Source organism: Clostridium celatum (assembly GCF_021412605.1).
GTDB classification, from domain to species: Bacteria; Bacillota; Clostridia; order Clostridiales; family Clostridiaceae; genus Clostridium; species Clostridium celatum.
Map to the genome: position 1 here is coordinate 143,529 of NZ_JAJKGM010000004.1, position 18,758 is coordinate 162,286.

Below are 18,758 nucleotides of genomic sequence, written 5' to 3' on the forward strand. Positions count from 1 at the left end.
AAATGAGAGCATAAGGGAAGTTGGAGAGTTGGTTGATTAGCAGCATAAAAATAATTCCATTGGATACAAAATGTACACAAAGGCATAAAAACATATAAAATAAAAGCTAGTTAAACTATTGATATAACTAGCTTTTAACGTATTGTTATTTTTTATGATTCCCAATTAAATACGTAAGGAACATTTCTATAGAAACCTTCGTAGTCTAATCCATATCCAACTACGAATAAATCGTCAATTTCAAAGCAACAATAATCAGGTTTTAAATCAACTTTTCTTCTAGAAGGTTTATCTAATAAAACACAAGTTTTAACTGATTTTGCACCAAGTTTTTTAACGTGATCTATAACAAATTCCATTGTGTAACCAGTATCGATTATATCGTCAACTATTAAAACATCTAAGCCTTCTATGTTGTCAGGAATGTCGTTAACAACAGTTACAGTACCAGAACTAACTTCGCTATGACCATAGCTTGAAGTAGTCATAAATCCTACTTTTGCTTTTAAATCTAGAGCTTTAAATATATCAGCACCAAAAACAAAGCTTCCTCTTAAAAGTGGTAATACATAAATTTCTTTACCTTCATAATCATTAGTTATTTGCTTACCTAATTCTTTAACTCTTTCTTGAATTTGTTCTTGAGAAAAAAGAATATTACGCTTCTTATCTTCCATGTCAAAACCTCCGTTAATACAATACAATTTTTATAATATATGAAAGAAAAATTATTAATAATATTATTTTAAATATTAACAATAATTTTCAAAATTTGCAACTTAAAATTTAAGATATAGTCAAATATTACATTTATTTAGCGAAAATTGTTAACTTGAAAATTTAGTATAAATTAAAGAAGGTTTTTATCGCTAATAAATATATTATATGTGAATTTTAATATTGAACTATGAAATTTAAAAGTTAAAACTAAATAGAGATAGAAAACTCCTTTTCCTAAACGTCAAAGGAGTAAGTTCCAGTAACCAAATATAAAATTAAATACAAATAGGAAACTCCTTCTCCTAATCGTCGAATGAGTAAGTTCAACTTACCAAATTAAAATTTGGAGTTTCACTTATGTTTACATTTACTTTGGAATAGGATAAAATAAAATGAAAAATTACTTAATATATAGTTATTTGTATATAATTATAATAAATTTAAATAATATATTTAAAGTCTTAAAATGAGGTGAAAAGATGATATATGGAAATATAGATGGAGTTAAAAAGTCAGCTTTAGAAGAGTTAGAAGCTCTTTATAAGGCAAAATGTCCTAAAGATGAAGTATGCTCTTTAAATATAATAGAAACAATATCTAGAGTTTCAGCATTTATTGAAAGAGAAGTAAGTGTGGCTATAGATAGAAGAGGAAATATAAGAAGTATTGCAATAGGTGACTCAACATCAGTTGAAATTGAAACATTAGATATAAGAGAAAAAAAATTAGCAGGTGTTAGGATAATTCATACTCATCCTAATGGAATGAGTAACCTATCTGCCCTTGATATAAGTGCATTATTAAAGCTAAAATTAGATGCTATTGTAGCAATTGGAATTTATGAAGGAAAAATTTTAGATTGTTCATTAGGTCTTTTAACTGTATTAGATGATAAGTTAGATTATGAAGAAATACAAAATATAGCTTTAGAAGATTTAAGTAAGATTCATATATTAAATAAAATAAATTATATTGATTCTCTAATAAAGGAGAAAGATATAATTGAAGATGAGGGCGAAAAAGCTATTTTGGTAGGTTCAGATACAAGAGAAAGCCTAGAAGAATTAAAGGAATTAACTAAAGCTTGTGATATACCAGTACTTGAAAGTGTTTATCAAAGCAGAAGTAAAATTGATGCAGCATTTTATATAGGAAGAGGAAAGGTTCTTGAAATTGCTCAACTTAGACAAAAATTAAGAGCAAATGTAATTATATTTGATGATGAACTTTCGGGATCACAAGTTAGAAATCTTGAAGCAGCAATAGGAGCTAAAGTAATTGATAGAACAACGCTTATACTTGAAATATTTGCAAGAAGAGCGAAGAGTAGAGAAGCTAAAATACAAGTAGAACTTGCTCAACTTAAATATAGAATGAGTAGACTTCAAGGGCTTGGAACTATTATGTCTAGAACTGGTGGTGGTATTGGTACTAGAGGCCCAGGTGAAAAGAAGTTAGAAACAGATAGAAGACATATAAAAGAAGAAATCTATGATTTAAATGATGAACTTAAAAAAATTAAAAAGATAAGAGAAACTCAAAGAGAAAAGAGAAATAAAGAAAGTATTCCAAAAGTATCATTAGTTGGATATACTAATGCGGGAAAATCTACTTTAAGAAATGCCCTTTGTGATGTTGCTGCACAAAAGGAAGTTATAGGTAAGGAAAAAGTATTTGAAGCAGATATGCTTTTTGCTACCTTAGATATAACAACTAGAGCTATAGTGCTTAAAAACAAAGGTGTAATAACATTAACAGATACAGTAGGATTTGTTAGAAAATTACCTCATGATTTAGTTGAAGCATTTAAATCAACACTAGAGGAAGTAATATACTCTGATCTTTTATGTCATGTCGTTGATACTTCAAGTGATACTGCATTAGAACAAATAAAAGCAGTAGAGGAAGTGTTGTTTGAATTAGGAGCAAAAGATAAGGATACTATTTTAGTATTAAATAAAATTGATAAAGCTACAGAAGAACAAATAGCAACTGTTAAAGAAGCAACAGCTGAGTATAATACTATTGAAATTTCAGCTAGAGAAGGAATAAATTTAAATGAACTTCTAAATTTAATTGAAGAAAACTTACCTTATAATATGAAAAAATGTGAATTCTTAATACCATATGATAAAAGTGATATATCATCATTCTTGCATAGAAATGGAAGAGTATTAGAAGAAGATTATAGGGAAAATGGAACTTTTATGATTGTTGAAGTAGATGATGAAAGTTATAATAAAACTAAAGATTATATTGTAAATATAATAGCATAATAAAAATACTCCTTAAAATAAATTGTTTTAAGGAGTATTTTTATTAATATATATAAGATTTAATTAAAGTAATTTTATATATTTAATTTCAATTGAATATCATGAAGAAAAAGATAGGACATTTTTATAAAATAAAGGATAAAATATTTATAATTGAAAAAAATAATCTTATCCGAATATTAAAAATAGATTTATATTAAGGTTAATTTAATTGTATTTTTATTTAAATAACAAAATAATATATTGTACTATATAAAATAAATCTGATATTATATAGTATGACGTAATTTGTCGAAATAAATAAAACAAAGGAGAAAAACAAATGAGTAAACAAAACAAAGGAAAAATGACTTTGATAGCCTTAATACTTATGATTTTTACGTCTGTATTTGGGTTTAATAATATTCCAAGAGCATTCTTTCTTATGGGATATTCAGCTATTCCATGGTATATATTTGGTGCAATAGCATTCTTTATACCATATGCATTTATGATGGCAGAATTTGGAGCTGCATATAAGGAAGAAAAAGGTGGAATTTATTCTTGGATGGAGAACTCAGTTGGAAGAAAGTTTGCATTCATAGGAACTTTCATGTGGTTTACATCTTATATTGTATGGATGGTAAGTGTTTCTTCATCAATATGGGTTCCACTTTCAAATTTAATTTTTGGTGTTGATAAAACATCAACATGGGAAATGTTTGGATTGAGCTCTACGCAAACATTAGGTATTTTAGGTGCAATTTTTGTTATATTAATAACATTCTTATCATCAAAGGGAATGAGTAGTATATCAAAGGTTGCATCTGTTGGTGGAATTTTTGTAACTAGTGCCAATGTATTATTAATAGTAGGATCATTAATAGTATTTTTTGCCAATGGATTTAAAGCAGCACAACCATTAAACTTAGCACAATTTACACATTCACCAAATCCAGCTTATGGATCAGTTTTAGCAGTATTAGGATTTTTAGTTTTTGCTATATTTGCATATGGTGGATTAGAGGCAGTTGGAGGTCTTGTTGACCAAACTGAAAATGCTAATGTAACATTCCCTAGAGGAATTAAAATATCAGCAATAGTTATTGGTGTTGGATATTCTTTAGCGATATTAATGGTAGGATTATTTACAAATTGGGATGCAGTACTTTCATCACCAGATGTTAGAATGGCTAACGTTTCTTATGTAGTAATTAAAAATCTTGGAGTTGAACTTGGAAAAGTATTTGGACTTTCACAAGCAGGAATAGAAATAATGGGAACTTGGTTTGCTAGATATATAGGTTTAGCTATGTTTTTAGCATTACTTGGAGCATTCTTTACATTAATTTACTCACCACTTAAGCAATTAATTGAAGGAACACCAAAAGAAATTTGGCCAAAGAAATGGACTGAATTAAATGAAAATAACATGCCTGTAAGAGCTATGTGGGTTCAATGTATAACAGTTGTTGCTATTATAATGATTGCAGTGTTAACAAGTGGTAAATCTACAATGTTCTTAGATTATTTAATACTTATGGGTAATGTTTCTATGACTATACCTACAGTTTTCTTAGCTATAGCATTTATATATTTTAAGAAAAATGATAATATTAAAAAACCATTCATATTCTTTAAGAGTAAGACAATGGCTACATTCTGGGCCGTAGTTGTAATAGTTACAGTTGGATTTGCAAACATATTTACAATAATACAACCAGCAATTGAAAGTAAGGATTATATTTCAACTGGTTTCCAATTAGCTGGACCTATAGTATTTGGAATAATTGCATTTATATTAATAACTATATATGAAAGAAAATATAGTTATTAATAATTAGAAATAAAACTTAAAGTGTGATGTAAATGACTCTATGCAATTTGTATGGAGTCATTTTTATTTATATGATAGGATATAAGGAGATTAAAAATTTTAATATAGAGTGTACTAGGAGGAAGAAATGATTAGTAAAAAACAATTAAAAGATGATATTATAACTTATGATATTATAACTTATACAGATGAAGATGGGAAGTTTATAGAATATGTAGAAGTTACTTTGGTTGATAGAATAATTGATGTATATATGGATACTAGAGAAGTTAATATAGGGTTAATTGCAAATAAAATAATAGAAGATAACTTATATAAATAATAACTAAATTATAATAAGTGTGATGATATAATATTTCAAAAATAATATATCATCACTTTTTGTTTATACTTAAAATTTATTTAAGTTATATTTAGTACTTGCATTAGTTTGGAGGTAATTTCAGTTAAATAAATTAGTGGTGAGATATTTAGATTAATTTTATTTATAAATTACTAAATGGAATAGAATCCATTTTAAATCGGCTCTTATTATTTTTATTTAATATAATAAGAAATAGTAGAGTAAAACTTATACCTAAAATTATAAAAAGCACATAAGTTAATATTGAATTTATATTTTTAGGTAAAAAATTGAATACTATTATAGCTGTTAAATTGTTAGAGATATGAGCAATAATAGATGAATAAAGTGATTTTGTTTTATAAATTAAATAACCAAAAACAATTCCTAAAAATGTAGTATAAATACATTGAATAATATTACCATGACATATGCCAAATAAAAATGCTTGTATAAAAATTGTGGGTAATATAGGAAAACTTTTTAGAAGTGTATTATATACTAAACCTCTAAACAAAAGCTCTTCAGCAATAGGTGTTATTATACCAATAATTAATATAGTTTCAGGTAAACCTCTTATTGTTAAAATATTGATTATACTATTGAAATTTTCCAAAATATTAGAAAAGAAAGTAGATGAATTCAAAATTCCTAAGAAGCCTATGTTAATACATAATATAGATACTCCTAAAAAACAGTCAGTAATAAAGTGTTTTTATTGGTATTTATTAGTGAAATATCTACAGTGATTTTTTTACCATGAATATAATAAATAATAGCAATGGTGATAAAAAATATAACATATGCAATTAAATTTATATAAAGAATATTTTCTATAGCAACATTATTGAGAATGTTTGGTAAATTTAAAATGGAAGATTTATTGTAGATTAATAAATACAGTGTATATATAATTTCATATAAAATAACTGTTAATATTTGAATTAAAAATATAAATAAAATATAGAGTATAACTGTAAAAATATTTTTTATTTTTTCTTTCATTTTAAATAATACCTCCAAGAAAAATAATATAATATAATATTACCATATAATGTAAAATAATAAAATGGGGGGAAGTTATGAGGTTAAAAAGGTGTTTAGTGGGGGTATTGATATTAACTTTTGTAAGCTGTTTTTCAATCAAAGCATTTGCAGAATCTACTAATAGTGCGAAAAATTTATTTGTGGCAGATGGAGAAGTTGATAAAAGGTTAGATATTGAAGGGGATGCCTATATTGCTGGAAATGGAATTAAATTAAGTGGTAATGTTGCTGGTGATGTTATTGTTGCAGGAAATACATTAGATATTTATGTAGAAAATGTGGGAGGAAGTGTAAGGCTTGCAGGTTCAACTGTGAATATAGGAGGTAATATTAATAGAAATATTACTGCTATAGGTGCAACTATAAATATTAAAGAAGGTACTAGTGCTAATGGAGTATATGTATCAGCAGGTGAAGTAGAATTTTTAGGTGAAGCAGAGGATGTATTTATAAGTGCTGATAAAGTGAATTTAAATGGGATTATATATGGAAATGTCAATATTGAATGTAATGAGTTGATAATAGGTGAAAATACAAAAGTCGATGGCGAAATTAAAGTTAAAGCAAGTACAGAGCCAACTATATTAGGTGAGTTTGACAGTGATAAAATAGAATTTACTTTAAGTAAAGAATATGAGAATAAAAGTGATACTTATAATAGAGCATTTTTTATTGAAAAAATTTTAAGTTTAATTACAGCGTTAATATTATCACTGTTACTAGTATTGATGTGTAAAAGATATTTATTTAAAGCTAAAGAATATACAATAGATAGGCCATGGTTACCGTTTTTAATTGGGTTTGCTACTTTGATTATATTACCTATATTAGCATTGCTGGTATGTATAACCATTATTGGAATACCTATAGCTTTTATAGCTTTAATTATTTATGGTGTTTTAATTTATTTAGCACCGGTAGTATCAGGTATAGTTTTAGGTGAAATTATTTTTAAAAACATGAATTTATATTTATCAGCATTAATAGGCACTATTTTTATAAAAGTTATTATGTTTATACCATATGTTGGTGGAGTTGTATTGTTTGCTTGTGTATTATTATCATTAGGAGTATTTATACAAAATTTAATTTCAAGTATCACTTCAAAAGAAATCATGTAGATTAGTATAAAATATACTTAAGTATCAGAGTTAAGATGTGCTTTTATGTGTGTCTTAACTCTTTTTCAATTGACCAAAGAAGTATTATTTTTTATAATAAATTGTAATAATACAATTTAAATTTGTTTGTGGGGATAAAAAGAAATTTATGAAGAGATATCATATTGAATTTAATGATTATGAACCAAAATATGTTCAAATTGCAGAAAATATAAAAAAACTTATTAATTCTAATGTAATTAAGGATGGAGATAAACTTCCTCCTATAAGGGAATTATCAAAAGAATTAAGTGTTAATAACGTCACTATAGTAAACTGTTACAATAAGTTGAAAAGCGAAGGATATGCCTATCAAAAAATGGGTTCAGGCACATTTGCAAAAAAGAGAGAGCTGGTAGATAACTTTAAAAAAGAATACTCAAAAGAAATTAAATTTATAAAAAGTAATGTAAATAATGAGATAATTGACTTTACAGGAGAGGGAAGTAAAGAAGTTAATTTCCCAATAGAAAAATTTAAGAATGTTATAAACGCAGTTTTAGATAGAGATGGTGCAGAAGCATTAATCAAAGAAGAGCCTTTTGGATATACAAATTTAAGAGATACTATTAATAAGATTTTCTGGGAAAATCAATTAAATATTGATAATTTACTTATAGTTTCAGGCGCTCAACAAGGGATAGATATAGCATCAAAAGCAATTTTAAATATTAATGATAATGTGGCAGTTGAAAGACCAACTTATGCAGGTGCATTATCTGTATTTAAGTTTAGAAGAGCTAATGTTTTTGAGATTCCAATAGAAGAGGATGGAATAAATATAAAGAAATTTGAAGAGATATTAAAAAAGAACAAAATAAAATGTTTTTATGTAATGAGTTATTTTCAAAATCCTACAGGAATAAGCTATAGTTTAGAAAAGAAAGTTAAAATTTTAGAACTTGCGAAAAAGTATGATTTTTATATTATAGAAGATGATTATTTATCAGAATTAATTTTTAGTGATGATTTAAAGCATCAACCATTTAAAGCATTAGATAATGATGATAGAGTAATATATATAAAAAGTTTTTCTAAAATATTTTTGCCTGGAATCAGACTTGGATATATAATTACTCCAGAAAAGTTTAGAGAGAGTATTCAAAATTCTAAAATTAATACAGATATAGCAACATCTACATTAATGCAAAGAGCATTAGAAATGTATATTAAAGAGGGATATTGGATTAATTATATAGAAGATTTAAAAAGTGAATATATAAAAAGATACAATATTATGAAAAATATAATAAATGAAGAACTTTATGAATATATAACCTTCACTCCACCTAAAGGAGGATTAAGTTTTTATTTACATTTAAAGAATAAGAATATTAAATCTAAAGAATTGTTTTATAAGTTAAAGAAAAGAAATGTTTATATTACACCAGGTGTTATTTTTTATAGAGGATCTACTGTTGGAGAAGAGTATTTTAAAATAGGATTTTCACAGGTTAATGAAGAGGAAATAAAAAGAGGAATACAGTTAATTAAGGAGGAACTAGAGAAGTGGCATATATAACAATAAGAGAATATGGGGAAGATAGTTTTATAGAAAAAAAATCAGAATTTATAGGATATGCTAAAAGAGTTGAAAATGAAGAAGAAGCAAAAGCCTTTGTTGCAGAAATAAAATCTAAGCATAAACAAGCAAGACACAATTGTTGGGCATATGTTATAGGTGAAAATATGGGGATTCAAAGGTATAGTGATGATGGTGAGCCACAGGGAACTGCAGGTATTCCGATTTTAGAAGTTATGAAAAAATCAGATATAACAGATTGTGCTGTAGTAGTTACTAGATATTTTGGTGGAATACTATTAGGAACTGGTGGACTTACAAGAGCATATACAAAAGGAGCATCTATAGCTTTAAAGGCAGCAGGTGTGGTAGAAAAGGTGCAAGGCGTTTGTGTATCACTTTATTTAGAGTATGATATGATAGGTAAGGTTCAATATTTCTGTGCTCAAAATAATTGGCATATAGAAGATACTGAATATACAGATAAGGTAGTAGTTAAGATATTAGCAGAGGAATATGTTGCAGAAGAAATTGAAAAAGTTGCAACAGAAGCTAGTAATGGTAAAATAATTATAGAAAAAACTAAACCAGAAATATACTTTAAGGAAGAAAATAGATTATATAAAATAATAGAATAATATATGACAATAAAGTAGGAAAATTGTTAAATAATAATTCTTATGGTATAATATAATCGATTTTATTTAATATAATTTATAAATTTAGGAGGATGAAATAATGTCAGGACATTCAAAATGGCATAATATACAAAACAAAAAAGGTAAAGCTGATGCAAAAAGAGGGAAGATCTTTACTAAAATAGGTAGAGAGTTAATGATAGCTGTTAAAAATGGAGGACCAGATCCTGATAACAACCCTAAATTAAGAGATGCAATAGCAAAAGCAAAAGCAGCTAACATGCCAAATGATACAGTTCAAAGATCTATAAAGAAAGCTTCAGGAGAGCTTGGTGCAGTAGATTATGAAAGAATAGTATATGAAGGATATGGACCATCAGGTGTTGCTGTTATAGTTGATACTTTAACTGATAATAAAAATAGATCAGCAGGTAATGTAAGAAGTGCTTTCACTAAAGGCGGTGGAAATATGGGAACTACAGGATGTGTAGGATTCATGTTCCAAGAAAAAGGTGAAATTGTTATAGAAAAGGGAGACCTTGATGAAGAAGAATTAATGATGATGGCTTTAGATGCAGGAGCTGAAGATTTCAATAGTGATGAAGAAGAAGTATTCATAATTACAACTGAACCAGATGATTTTGGAACAGTAAGAGAAGCTTTAGAAGCAGAAGGATTAGAATTCTTAGAAGCAGCAGTTAAAATGATTCCAGATACATATACTGAAATTGATGAAGATGCAGCAAAGAAATTCCAAAAAATGTTAGATTTACTTGAGGATGATGATGATGTTCAGGAAGTTTACCACAATGCTGAATTCCCAGAAGGATGGGATGAATAATCCTGTTAAATGCAGTAATATTCAGTGTTAGCAGTGTTTTTACAATATGTTTTACAGAAGGTAAAAGTAATATGAAGTAGGTAAAAATCCTATTCATTATGATAAATGTTAACAAAAAGCATAGTTTTCACTATGATGTTCATTTATAAGCTACTTTTCAAAGCAGATTAACAGATAATTTGTTTTTGAAAGGTGGCTTTTTTATTTATGTTAGTAGATGATATTGTAAAAGAATTTATTTTTGAATTACAGGTGCAGAATTATACACCTAGAACAATAAAGGGGTATAAGAACAATATTTTAAAGTTTATGGAATACTGTAAACAAGAATTTGAAATTTTTGAATTAGAGGAAATAAACCATATCCATATTAAAAAGTATTTTCAGTATTTATTAAGTAAAGGAAGAAGTTCTGTTTATGTAAATAATATATTAAAGAATATAAGGGCATTTTTTAAGTATTGCTATAAGGAAGAATATATAAACAGAAATATAGCTTTAAAAGTAGAATGGCAAAGGGAAAAAAGAACAGTAATTAAAACTTTTAATGATGATGAAGTACAGGGGATGCTAGGGGTGTACACCTATAAGAATTATCTTGAAACAAGGAATAAATGTATAATGGCAGTTTTATTTGATACAGGAATTAGAAACCTTGAACTTTGTACATTAGGTATGTTAGATATAAAGGATACTGTTATTTATATTAAAGGTAAAGGAAGAAAGGAAAGGGTAGTTCCAATAAGTCCAATGCTTAAAAAGATAATGATAAGATATGAAAGAGCAAGAGAAGAATACATTAAAGATAGTATTATAAAGGATGATGCCTATTTCTTATCATATAGGGGTAAAAGAATGACAGGTGAAGCAGTTGAAAGAATAGTAAAGATTTGTGGCAAGGAAGCTAAAATAAGAAGTGAAATAAGATGTTCACCACATACTTGCAGACATTATTTTGCACAAGCACAATTAAGAAATGGATTAGATGTTTATTCATTAAGCAGATTATTAGGACATGAAAATATAAGTATAACAAAAAGATATTTACAGGGATTAGAAGATAGAAATATTGTTGAAATAAGTGTTAAAACAAGTCCATTAATGAATTTAAGAATTAAATAAAATAGTATTTAGGCAATGAATTAAGTTTCATTGTCTTTTTTATGTCACAAATTTATAGCATCAAGTAACTTATCTTTATGTAAAAGGTAGTCACAGTTATTTAAGGTCTTTGAACCTAAATCTATGTAGGGGGATGAAAGATATGAAGTTAGTTCATGTAATTGATATAGAAAATGAAATAATATTAGATGTTTATTTTGTTGATGAACAAACAGGTATAAGAATTGATTATAGTGTTGAGGAATTTTTAAAAAGTATTAAACAATAAGTATAGTGGAGGGTTTATAAATGGAAAAGGTGTTGTATTTAGAACAAGGTGAAAAATATAGTGATAGACAAGAAGGGTATTTTATGGTTCCTAATTGGTTATTTGATGAAGGTGAACATATTGAATTAGATGTTTATGAAAGAATGGCACTGATATATATTATTAGGTGTGTTAATAAAAAAGATAATAGTCAAGGTATGGGTGATATTTTCTTTTTATCAGCAGAGCAGTTAGCAAAGAGGGGGAATTTTTCATTAGGAAAAGCAAAGAAAGTATTAAAAAGATTACAGGAACATGGATATATCAAAAAAATAAGAACAGGAAATAACTTAATAAAACAAGCAAATTCTTATAAAGTTATGAACTTACAACCAACATATATACAAGGTTTGAAAATTTCATTAAGTGAAGCAGAAAAGAATTTATCAGAGGAAGAATTTAATGAATTATTAATTAAAGGAAAAGGGAGTATTTATTACTATGAAGATGAAGAAAAATATTCACATAGAAAATCATTGCCACTATTAGTAAATACTAATAATGGTGAAATTGGTTGTTTTGTTGATATTTAAATAAATTGAACAATGATATATAAGTATATTAAGAATGGTATAAATTATAATTACTAAGATTTAGTGTAATTTAAATAGTCACTACATGTACTCTATAAAGAACTATAATACAAAGAACATAAATAAAGAAATAATTAAGGAAGAAGTATTTGCATTAATTTCATTAATGGCAACAAAGTATATATTTTTTTATTAGTTTATAAGACATAATGAAACATAATATAAAACAAAATAATATGTGAATTGTGATATTATAAGATTTTAATAAGAGTATTGAAATATAGATGTTGCAATATAAAGATTTGTAGTGTAGTGATATATTAATGTGTTATAATATAACTGAGTTACATAATAATGGAGGGTGAAATATGGCACTTATAATACCAGAGGATGCTGTTAAGCAAGTTAAAAGTAAAAAGATGAGTAATGCAGATTGGAGTGTAAAATCTAATACATCCACTTACAATTTATCATCAATAAAAGAATTAATAGAAAAGGGAGAAAAAGGGGAAGCTGGAGGTATAAAATTAAAACCTTTCTATCAAAGGGATTATAAATTCAATGAAGAAGATGAAAGTTTATTAATGGAATCAATATTATTAGGAATTCCAATTCCAACAATATATACTGCTTCTAATTCTAGAAGTAATATACATTATTTTAATGTAATTGATGGACAACACAGACTGAGAGCTGTTTATAGATTCTTATGTGGTAAGTATAGACTTAAGGGATTAGAACATTTACAAGAATATAATAATATGAAGTTTGAAGATTTACCAACAGAAATAAAAAATGAGCTTAATTTTCAGAAGACATTAGTTATTGAGAATATACATGTACAAAATAATCCAGAGCTAGAATGGGAAATATTTAAAAGATATAATAGAGGTGGAAACCCATTAACTGGACAAGAAATGAGAGGAATAGTATTTGCATCAGAATTTGATTCATGGGTTCAAAAGTATTTAGAGGAAATTAGAAATGAATCTTTAGTAAAGAATGTAATGAATATTTCTAATAGTAGATTCCAAAATAAAACAATACATGAGGAGTTCTATGTGTTTTTAGGTTTATATGAATATGGAGTTAATGATGACTTTTATTCCTCATCTAATTATGCAGATAAATTTATGGAAGAAGTATCTATGTTAGATTATTCAACTTCTCAATCAGCAATTAACTTAGCTAAAACAACATTTGAAGATTTTTTAAATATGCTAGATTGTGTTTACTGTAAGAGGGGGATTCAATATCCATTATCCAAGGAAATATATAAAAATGTTGATAAAAAGAACTATAAGTGTCAAGTAAGTATTTTAATGATTTTAACAATAGTATATAAGTATATTCAGAGTAGTGGAATTGATTATAGAATAGATAAATATTCAAATATAATATTCAATGCTATAAAAACAGGATTTACTAAAGGGGATTTTGAAAAGACTAATGCATCAACAACCAGACCAACAATTATTAGAAGCACTTCAAATTTAATAGTTGAAATAATAAAAAAAGAAATAAGTCTCTAAATATTGCCTATATTATAATATAATAATTATGTTTTTACTTATGTTTTTAGTTAAGGTAACTGTTAATATGCTTTGAAATTAAAAGTAGGCATAAACCTAGTAAAATATAGATTATAACTTTAAAGAACTGTGATGTTCAAGAAGTCTACCACAATGCAGAATTCCCTGAAGGTTGGGATGAATAATATTTAATAAAATTTTAATATAAATCATTAAATAAGATGTCTATTAGTTATAACATAATTTTGTAATATGTTACAAAAAGAACATAACTAATAGATGTTTTATTTTTTTTTATAATGTATTTGAAAAAATAGTTTGATTATGAATTTTGTATTAGTAATTTAGAGAAAATAGGAATAGAACATATAATTTAAGAAAGGACAATCCTTTAAAAGGGATTGTCCTTAAATTTATTTCATCGTTATTGCCTTTTTAAATCTTGAACCAGCTGCTAAGAATAATGGCACTCCTATAATTGTAATTACTACGAATTCTCCAACTGCAACTTCACCTATAGTAAGCCAAAGTGGTAATGCATATAATTTATTTAACATTAGTCCTATAATAATACCATTAAATATTGTTGGCCAAATAGAAGCTATTAATAATTTAACTTTGTAATTTTTTATGATTTTACCTGTTAAATAAATTGCATAAACGCTTATAAAAGTAGCTAATGTACCAAAAATTACATCCATTGGACCATTTGGGCCTAAGAGATTTGCAATTAAGCATCCAAGTGTTAATCCTCCTATATATAGTGGATCAAATAATGCAAGTAATACTAACACTTCAGAAACTCTAAATTGAATATTCCCATAAGCAAATGGTGCAATTACCAGAGTAACTACTGCATAGATTGCTGCAATTATTGCAGTTCTAGTAAGTCTTTTTGTTAAATTGTTTTTCATCTGAAAAACCTCCTAATAATTATTATTAGGAACCTAAGGCATAAATATTTTACCTAGTTTTGTTTAGAGACAGGAGGTTCCCGAACTGTCTATATTTCAATGATAAATTATACATTAAAATATACGATAAGGCAATAAAATTGATAGTAAAACACTTTAATGATAAAGTTTTAGTGAGTGTGTTATTAGGGTGAAATTTGATAAAAAACGACAAAAAGAAATAAAAAATATACGAATTATTATAAAAGTATTGCAAAAAATATTCGTGTAGTATAAAATGGCAATAGAGCAAGAAAAAGATGGCAAAAATATTCATCTAAAAATGAGGGGGATAATAATGATAAAAAACAAAAGAAGTATAATTTCACTTTTAACAGCACTTACGTTATCTGTAGGGTTAATAACTCCTACAAAATTAGTAAATGCAACAGAAAATCAAGAAGAGTTAAATGAATTAACTACACAAATAATAGAGGTTTTAAGCTTTAATGATTTCCACGGAAATGTTTTAGCTAGTGGGAAAAATGTTGGAGCTGCAACATTAACAGGAGTTATAAAAGAGTATCAAGCTAAAGATGTAGAAGATGATAAGTATGGAGTAGTAACAGTATCAGGTGGAGATATGTATCAAGGTACGGCTATTTCAAACATATTAATGGGTGAGCCAGTTAATGAAATGATTAAAGAAATTGGTATAGTTGCATCAGCTATTGGAAATCATGAATATGACTGGGGTGCAGATAAAATTAAACCATGGGCTGATGATGCAGGATTTAAATTTGTAGCAGCAAATTTAATAGATGAAGCTACTGGAGAATTACCAAACTATGCACAAGCCTATGTAATGACAGAAGTTGATGGAGTTAAAATAGCACTTGTAGGTATAGCAACTCCAGAAACATTAACAAGTACAAAAGCTGAAAATGTTGTTGGATTAAAATTCCTAGATATAGTTGAAACATTAGATAAATATTCTGAAATTGTTAGAGCAGAAGGTGCTGATATAGTTGTTGCATTAACACATTCACCAGCTACAGAAAATGTAGATGGAACAATTACAGGAGAGGCAGCTGAAATTGGAGAAAATGCAAAAGATGTTGATGCTGTAATTGCAGCACATAATCATAAATTTGTTGATGGTTTTGTAACAAATAATATAACAGGTAAACAAGTTCCAGTTGTTCAAGCTGGATATAATGGAAGAGGATTATCTTCTGTAAAGTTCACTTTAGATGATGATAAAAATATAGTAGATATAGAAGCTAAGACAAGAGAATTATATAATGAAGAGAATCTTCCAGTAGATGCTAATATAGAAACTATAATAAATGAATATAATGAGAAATTATCACCTATTTTAGCTGAAAAAATAGTAGATTTAGATTTTGATTTAGCACATGATAGAAATGAAGGAATTACACCACTTGGAGTAACTATAGCAGAAGCTATAAGAGAAGCAGGTGGAACACAAGTTGCAATTGTTAATGGTGGTGGAGTTAGAGCACCATTAAGTAAAGGAGAAATTACTTTAGGTGACATGTATACAATACTACCATTTGACAATAATGTAGTTACAATGAAGGTAACAGGGGCAAAGTTAAAAGAGTTAATTCAACATGGAATAGCTCCAGAAGGATTTGGTTGGGGACAATACTCAGGTTTAACAGTATGGTATGATTCAGCAACAAAAGAAATAACTTCTATGAGATTATCAGATGGAACTAAAGTTAAGGATGATGAATATTATACATTAACAAGTATTGACTTCTTAATGACTGGTGGAGATAGTTATAATTTTGATGGATATATTGATGATGTTATTATTGGTGAAATGAGAGACGTAGTAATAAACAATTGGAAAGAAAATGGTATTAAAGAGTTAAATTACAACTTATTAATTGATGGTGAAGATACAACAATAGATACTCCATCAGAAGAAGTTAAACCAGAAGAAAAACCGGAAGAAAAACCAGAGGTTAAACCAGAAACTAAGCCAGAAGTCGATTCAGAAGTTAAACCAGAACAACCATCAAAAGATGAAAATGTAAGTGCAGGTAAAGGGGATACACTTCCTAATACTGGAGCACCAATATCGTCAGCACAAGTTGTTGTAATGTCATTAGCAATGGTTGGTATTGGAGTTACAATGTTTAAGAAAAAAGAAGATATTGCATAAATTTTAAATTTATACCTATATAAGAAAAGTTAAAAACTAACACTTATATAGGTGTTTTTTTATAAAAAAATAATAATTTTCATAAATTTATACTATATATATATTAATGAGAGAGTTTTATGAAAATAATTTTTAAATAAAGGGGGAGGAAATGGATTTTTTAAATAATGAAATAAAAGATAGATTTGAAGAAAATAAAAACAAAATTTTAGAAAATATTAAAATTGGAAAAGATATGGGGGTAAGTAAAATAAGTGCAATTTTAGCTATTGACGAAGAAGAGAGTGAAATGATAATGAATCTTGTTAATTGGCTGTTATTGGAAGGGTATAAAGTTTCTTTAAAAAATGAAGAATATAGTATATTAACAATTGAATGGTGAAGCTTAGAGAAATCTAAGCTTTTTTTTATAAAATTGAATAAAAAGGCTAAATGTGGAAATGATTATTTGTAAGGAGTGATGTTTATGAATAATTATTTCGATAAAAATAGCAATAATTTAAAAAATAATAATAAAAAAATAGCTAAACTTTCAGTCTTGATATTAGTGATTTTCTTAATTGTTGGTTTTGGAACTTATTTTGTAACAGATAAGTTAATGAATAATGAATATGAAAGCGAAGAAAAGACAGTATATAATAATACTCAAGCTTTAAGTGATGAAATACAAATAGTTTTAATGGATGATGGTATAGTAACAAAAGAGCAAAGCGTATTAGAATTTAAAGCGGAAAATTCTATAGATAGTGATATAAATGAACAATTTATAGTGAATTTCTTTTTAGCCGAAGGATATGAATTGGAAGAACTTTTAGATTCAAAATTAGTATTTTCAAAAGAAAATACTATGGTTGTTGTAGAACCAAATAAATACTATATTGGTGAAAAAGATGGTTATTTTGCAATTTATAAAAGTGATAGTGAAGGCAAATTAACTATAGAAAGTGAAGATGATATATATAAGAATAGTAGACCTATAAGTTTTTTGCAAGATCAAGAGGATTTAAAGAGAATAAAAGAATTTAAAAATTGTTTCGATACTAAAGAAGAGGCGAAAGAAAGCTTGACTGCCTATATTTCTTAAAACACAAAAAAATTTATGTAAACAACAAGAAAATTAGAATAAGTATAAGCAATATAATATAAATTATTTATTTATACATTTAAATTTATATAATAAAGGAAAAGGAATATAGTAAAGGAAGAGAAAGCTTGTATAACATTATATTAAAGAGGAGAAAATAAAACTGAAGATAAAGTAAAGGAGGCTAAGATATGAGTATTATACCGAGCTTTCAATATTTATTAGTAATGCCTAATGGAGATGTAAAGGGATTTGATGATGTTGAAATAGCAAAAGGATATATAAATATTTATTATGATAAAAAAGTTCATAATTCAAAATATATATTCGAATTAAATGATTTGACAGATAGTAGTGATCAGTTTTTTAATACGATTTGTCAAAACCTCGGAGCAGGTGAAGGTGAATGTAAAGTATACAATACTTTAGATATAATTGAAAAAATTCAAGAAGAATTAGTATTTGATGAAGAGAAAGAAGAAGTTATATCTAAATTAATGTCATCACAAATAAATTTTAATATATATGATTATAGAGTGGATAATATTTTTAATGATGTAGAAGCTTTAGACATATTAGAACCATATGGTGAGTTCTTTAAATAAAATTTTATTTAATAAAAAATCATAAAAAAACAAGAAAGGTGAAACTGATATGCTCCCTTTATAGTAGACAGTTAAAATAATAAAACTGTCATTACTATAGAGGGAGCAATTTTTATGGGAAG

General features: G+C 26.7%; 19 protein-coding genes. 15 read left to right on the top strand and 4 right to left on the bottom strand.

The annotated features are described in order from the left end of the window. Window positions 1–152: 152 nt before the first annotated feature. Window positions 153–677 (bottom strand): hypoxanthine phosphoribosyltransferase, encoded by a 525-nt coding sequence (gene hpt, locus LPC13_RS03385; protein WP_005213971.1) that lies wholly within the window; start codon window positions 675–677, stop codon window positions 153–155. Window positions 678–1,199: 522 nt separating this feature from the next. On the opposite strand from hpt, the gene hflX reads away from it, so the two are divergent. The 3 genes from hflX to LPC13_RS03400 all read left to right on the top strand — a co-directional run bounded on the left by hflX (window position 1,200) and on the right by LPC13_RS03400 (window position 5,134). Continuing rightward, on the top strand, window positions 1,200–2,996 hold the full coding sequence (gene hflX, locus LPC13_RS03390) for a GTPase HflX (RefSeq protein ID WP_005213972.1): 1,797 nt from the start codon (window positions 1,200–1,202) through the stop codon (window positions 2,994–2,996). Window positions 2,997–3,318: 322 nt separating this feature from the next. Then, window positions 3,319–4,812 (top strand): glutamate/gamma-aminobutyrate family transporter YjeM, encoded by a 1,494-nt coding sequence (yjeM, locus tag LPC13_RS03395; protein WP_005213973.1) that lies wholly within the window; start codon window positions 3,319–3,321, stop codon window positions 4,810–4,812. A gap of 127 nt (window positions 4,813–4,939) precedes the next feature. Then, window positions 4,940–5,134 (top strand): hypothetical protein, encoded by a 195-nt coding sequence (locus LPC13_RS03400; RefSeq protein WP_005213975.1) that lies wholly within the window; start codon window positions 4,940–4,942, stop codon window positions 5,132–5,134. A 163-nt stretch (window positions 5,135–5,297) separates the two neighbouring features. On the opposite strand, the gene LPC13_RS17150 is transcribed toward LPC13_RS03400, so the two are convergent. Next, entirely contained in the window at window positions 5,298–5,801 is a 504-nt protein-coding gene (locus tag LPC13_RS17150) for a CPBP family intramembrane glutamic endopeptidase (protein ID WP_005213976.1), read from the bottom strand. Between the two features lie 41 nt (window positions 5,802–5,842). Next, on the bottom strand, window positions 5,843–6,160 hold the full coding sequence (locus tag LPC13_RS03405; protein ID WP_040419637.1) for a hypothetical protein: 318 nt from the start codon (window positions 6,158–6,160) through the stop codon (window positions 5,843–5,845). Window positions 6,161–6,237: 77 nt separating this feature from the next. Between LPC13_RS03405 and LPC13_RS03410 the strand changes: the two genes are divergently transcribed. The 8 genes from LPC13_RS03410 to LPC13_RS03440 all read left to right on the top strand — a co-directional run bounded on the left by LPC13_RS03410 (window position 6,238) and on the right by LPC13_RS03440 (window position 13,857). After that, entirely contained in the window at window positions 6,238–7,323 is a 1,086-nt protein-coding gene (locus tag LPC13_RS03410) for a hypothetical protein (protein ID WP_040419639.1), read from the top strand. Window positions 7,324–7,471: 148 nt separating this feature from the next. Then, window positions 7,472–8,884, top strand: a complete 1,413-nt coding sequence (pdxR, locus tag LPC13_RS03415; protein WP_005213979.1) for a MocR-like pyridoxine biosynthesis transcription factor PdxR — start codon at window positions 7,472–7,474, stop codon at window positions 8,882–8,884. Continuing rightward, window positions 8,872–9,522, top strand: a complete 651-nt coding sequence (locus LPC13_RS03420) for a YigZ family protein (RefSeq protein ID WP_005213981.1) — start codon at window positions 8,872–8,874, stop codon at window positions 9,520–9,522. Before pdxR ends, LPC13_RS03420 begins: the two co-directional genes overlap by 13 nt. 100 nt (window positions 9,523–9,622) lie before the next feature. Beyond that, a complete protein-coding gene (locus LPC13_RS03425; RefSeq protein WP_005213983.1) occupies window positions 9,623–10,363 on the top strand; it encodes a YebC/PmpR family DNA-binding transcriptional regulator in 741 nt (246 codons plus the stop codon). A gap of 207 nt (window positions 10,364–10,570) precedes the next feature. Continuing rightward, window positions 10,571–11,485, top strand: a complete 915-nt coding sequence (locus LPC13_RS03430) for a tyrosine-type recombinase/integrase (protein ID WP_005213984.1) — start codon at window positions 10,571–10,573, stop codon at window positions 11,483–11,485. Window positions 11,486–11,627: 142 nt separating this feature from the next. After that, window positions 11,628–11,753, top strand: coding sequence for a hypothetical protein (locus LPC13_RS16935; RefSeq protein WP_267955918.1), 126 nt, complete (start codon window positions 11,628–11,630; stop codon window positions 11,751–11,753). A 20-nt stretch (window positions 11,754–11,773) separates the two neighbouring features. Then, window positions 11,774–12,325 (top strand): hypothetical protein, encoded by a 552-nt coding sequence (locus LPC13_RS03435; RefSeq protein WP_195264130.1) that lies wholly within the window; start codon window positions 11,774–11,776, stop codon window positions 12,323–12,325. Between the two features lie 368 nt (window positions 12,326–12,693). After that, the gene (locus tag LPC13_RS03440) at window positions 12,694–13,857 is read left to right on the top strand and encodes a DUF262 domain-containing protein (protein WP_005213990.1); all 1,164 of its coding nucleotides are present in this window, start codon (window positions 12,694–12,696) and stop codon (window positions 13,855–13,857) included. A gap of 413 nt (window positions 13,858–14,270) precedes the next feature. On the opposite strand, the gene LPC13_RS03445 is transcribed toward LPC13_RS03440, so the two are convergent. Further along, window positions 14,271–14,771: a QueT transporter family protein gene (locus LPC13_RS03445; protein ID WP_005213992.1), complete on the bottom strand. Its 501-nt coding sequence runs from the start codon at window positions 14,769–14,771 to the stop codon at window positions 14,271–14,273. Window positions 14,772–15,108: 337 nt separating this feature from the next. Here LPC13_RS03445 and LPC13_RS03450 point away from each other — a divergent pair, with 337 nt between their 5' ends. From LPC13_RS03450 to LPC13_RS03465, 4 genes are all read left to right on the top strand, one after another. Beyond that, window positions 15,109–16,947, top strand: coding sequence for a 5'-nucleotidase C-terminal domain-containing protein (locus tag LPC13_RS03450; protein WP_195245218.1), 1,839 nt, complete (start codon window positions 15,109–15,111; stop codon window positions 16,945–16,947). Between the two features lie 151 nt (window positions 16,948–17,098). Continuing rightward, window positions 17,099–17,329: a hypothetical protein gene (locus LPC13_RS03455; protein ID WP_195245217.1), complete on the top strand. Its 231-nt coding sequence runs from the start codon at window positions 17,099–17,101 to the stop codon at window positions 17,327–17,329. Window positions 17,330–17,413: 84 nt separating this feature from the next. After that, window positions 17,414–18,031, top strand: a complete 618-nt coding sequence (locus tag LPC13_RS03460) for a hypothetical protein (protein ID WP_005213997.1) — start codon at window positions 17,414–17,416, stop codon at window positions 18,029–18,031. Between the two features lie 191 nt (window positions 18,032–18,222). Beyond that, a complete protein-coding gene (locus LPC13_RS03465; RefSeq protein WP_005213998.1) occupies window positions 18,223–18,636 on the top strand; it encodes a hypothetical protein in 414 nt (137 codons plus the stop codon). The last annotated feature ends 122 nt before the right edge of the window (window positions 18,637–18,758 follow it).

Bases quoted from the DNA above. Each gene is read 5' to 3' on its own strand.
- LPC13_RS16935 (WP_267955918.1), top strand. From the start codon at position 11,628: ATGAAGTTAGTTCATGTAATTGATATAGAAAATGAAATAATATTAGAT.
- hpt (WP_005213971.1), bottom strand. From the start codon at position 677: ATGGAAGATAAGAAGCGTAATATTCTTTTTTCTCAAGAACAAATTCAA.
- LPC13_RS03460 (WP_005213997.1), top strand. From the start codon at position 17,414: ATGAATAATTATTTCGATAAAAATAGCAATAATTTAAAAAATAATAAT.
- LPC13_RS03455 (WP_195245217.1), top strand. From the start codon at position 17,099: ATGGATTTTTTAAATAATGAAATAAAAGATAGATTTGAAGAAAATAAA.
- hflX (WP_005213972.1), top strand. From the start codon at position 1,200: ATGATATATGGAAATATAGATGGAGTTAAAAAGTCAGCTTTAGAAGAG.
- LPC13_RS03465 (WP_005213998.1), top strand. From the start codon at position 18,223: ATGAGTATTATACCGAGCTTTCAATATTTATTAGTAATGCCTAATGGA.
- LPC13_RS03405 (WP_040419637.1), bottom strand. From the start codon at position 6,160: ATGAAAGAAAAAATAAAAAATATTTTTACAGTTATACTCTATATTTTA.
- LPC13_RS03400 (WP_005213975.1), top strand. From the start codon at position 4,940: ATGATTAGTAAAAAACAATTAAAAGATGATATTATAACTTATGATATT.
- LPC13_RS03435 (WP_195264130.1), top strand. From the start codon at position 11,774: ATGGAAAAGGTGTTGTATTTAGAACAAGGTGAAAAATATAGTGATAGA.
- LPC13_RS03450 (WP_195245218.1), top strand. From the start codon at position 15,109: ATGATAAAAAACAAAAGAAGTATAATTTCACTTTTAACAGCACTTACG.
- LPC13_RS03430 (WP_005213984.1), top strand. From the start codon at position 10,571: ATGTTAGTAGATGATATTGTAAAAGAATTTATTTTTGAATTACAGGTG.
- LPC13_RS03425 (WP_005213983.1), top strand. From the start codon at position 9,623: ATGTCAGGACATTCAAAATGGCATAATATACAAAACAAAAAAGGTAAA.
- LPC13_RS03440 (WP_005213990.1), top strand. From the start codon at position 12,694: ATGGCACTTATAATACCAGAGGATGCTGTTAAGCAAGTTAAAAGTAAA.
- yjeM (WP_005213973.1), top strand. From the start codon at position 3,319: ATGAGTAAACAAAACAAAGGAAAAATGACTTTGATAGCCTTAATACTT.
- LPC13_RS03410 (WP_040419639.1), top strand. From the start codon at position 6,238: ATGAGGTTAAAAAGGTGTTTAGTGGGGGTATTGATATTAACTTTTGTA.
- LPC13_RS03445 (WP_005213992.1), bottom strand. From the start codon at position 14,771: ATGAAAAACAATTTAACAAAAAGACTTACTAGAACTGCAATAATTGCA.
- pdxR (WP_005213979.1), top strand. From the start codon at position 7,472: ATGAAGAGATATCATATTGAATTTAATGATTATGAACCAAAATATGTT.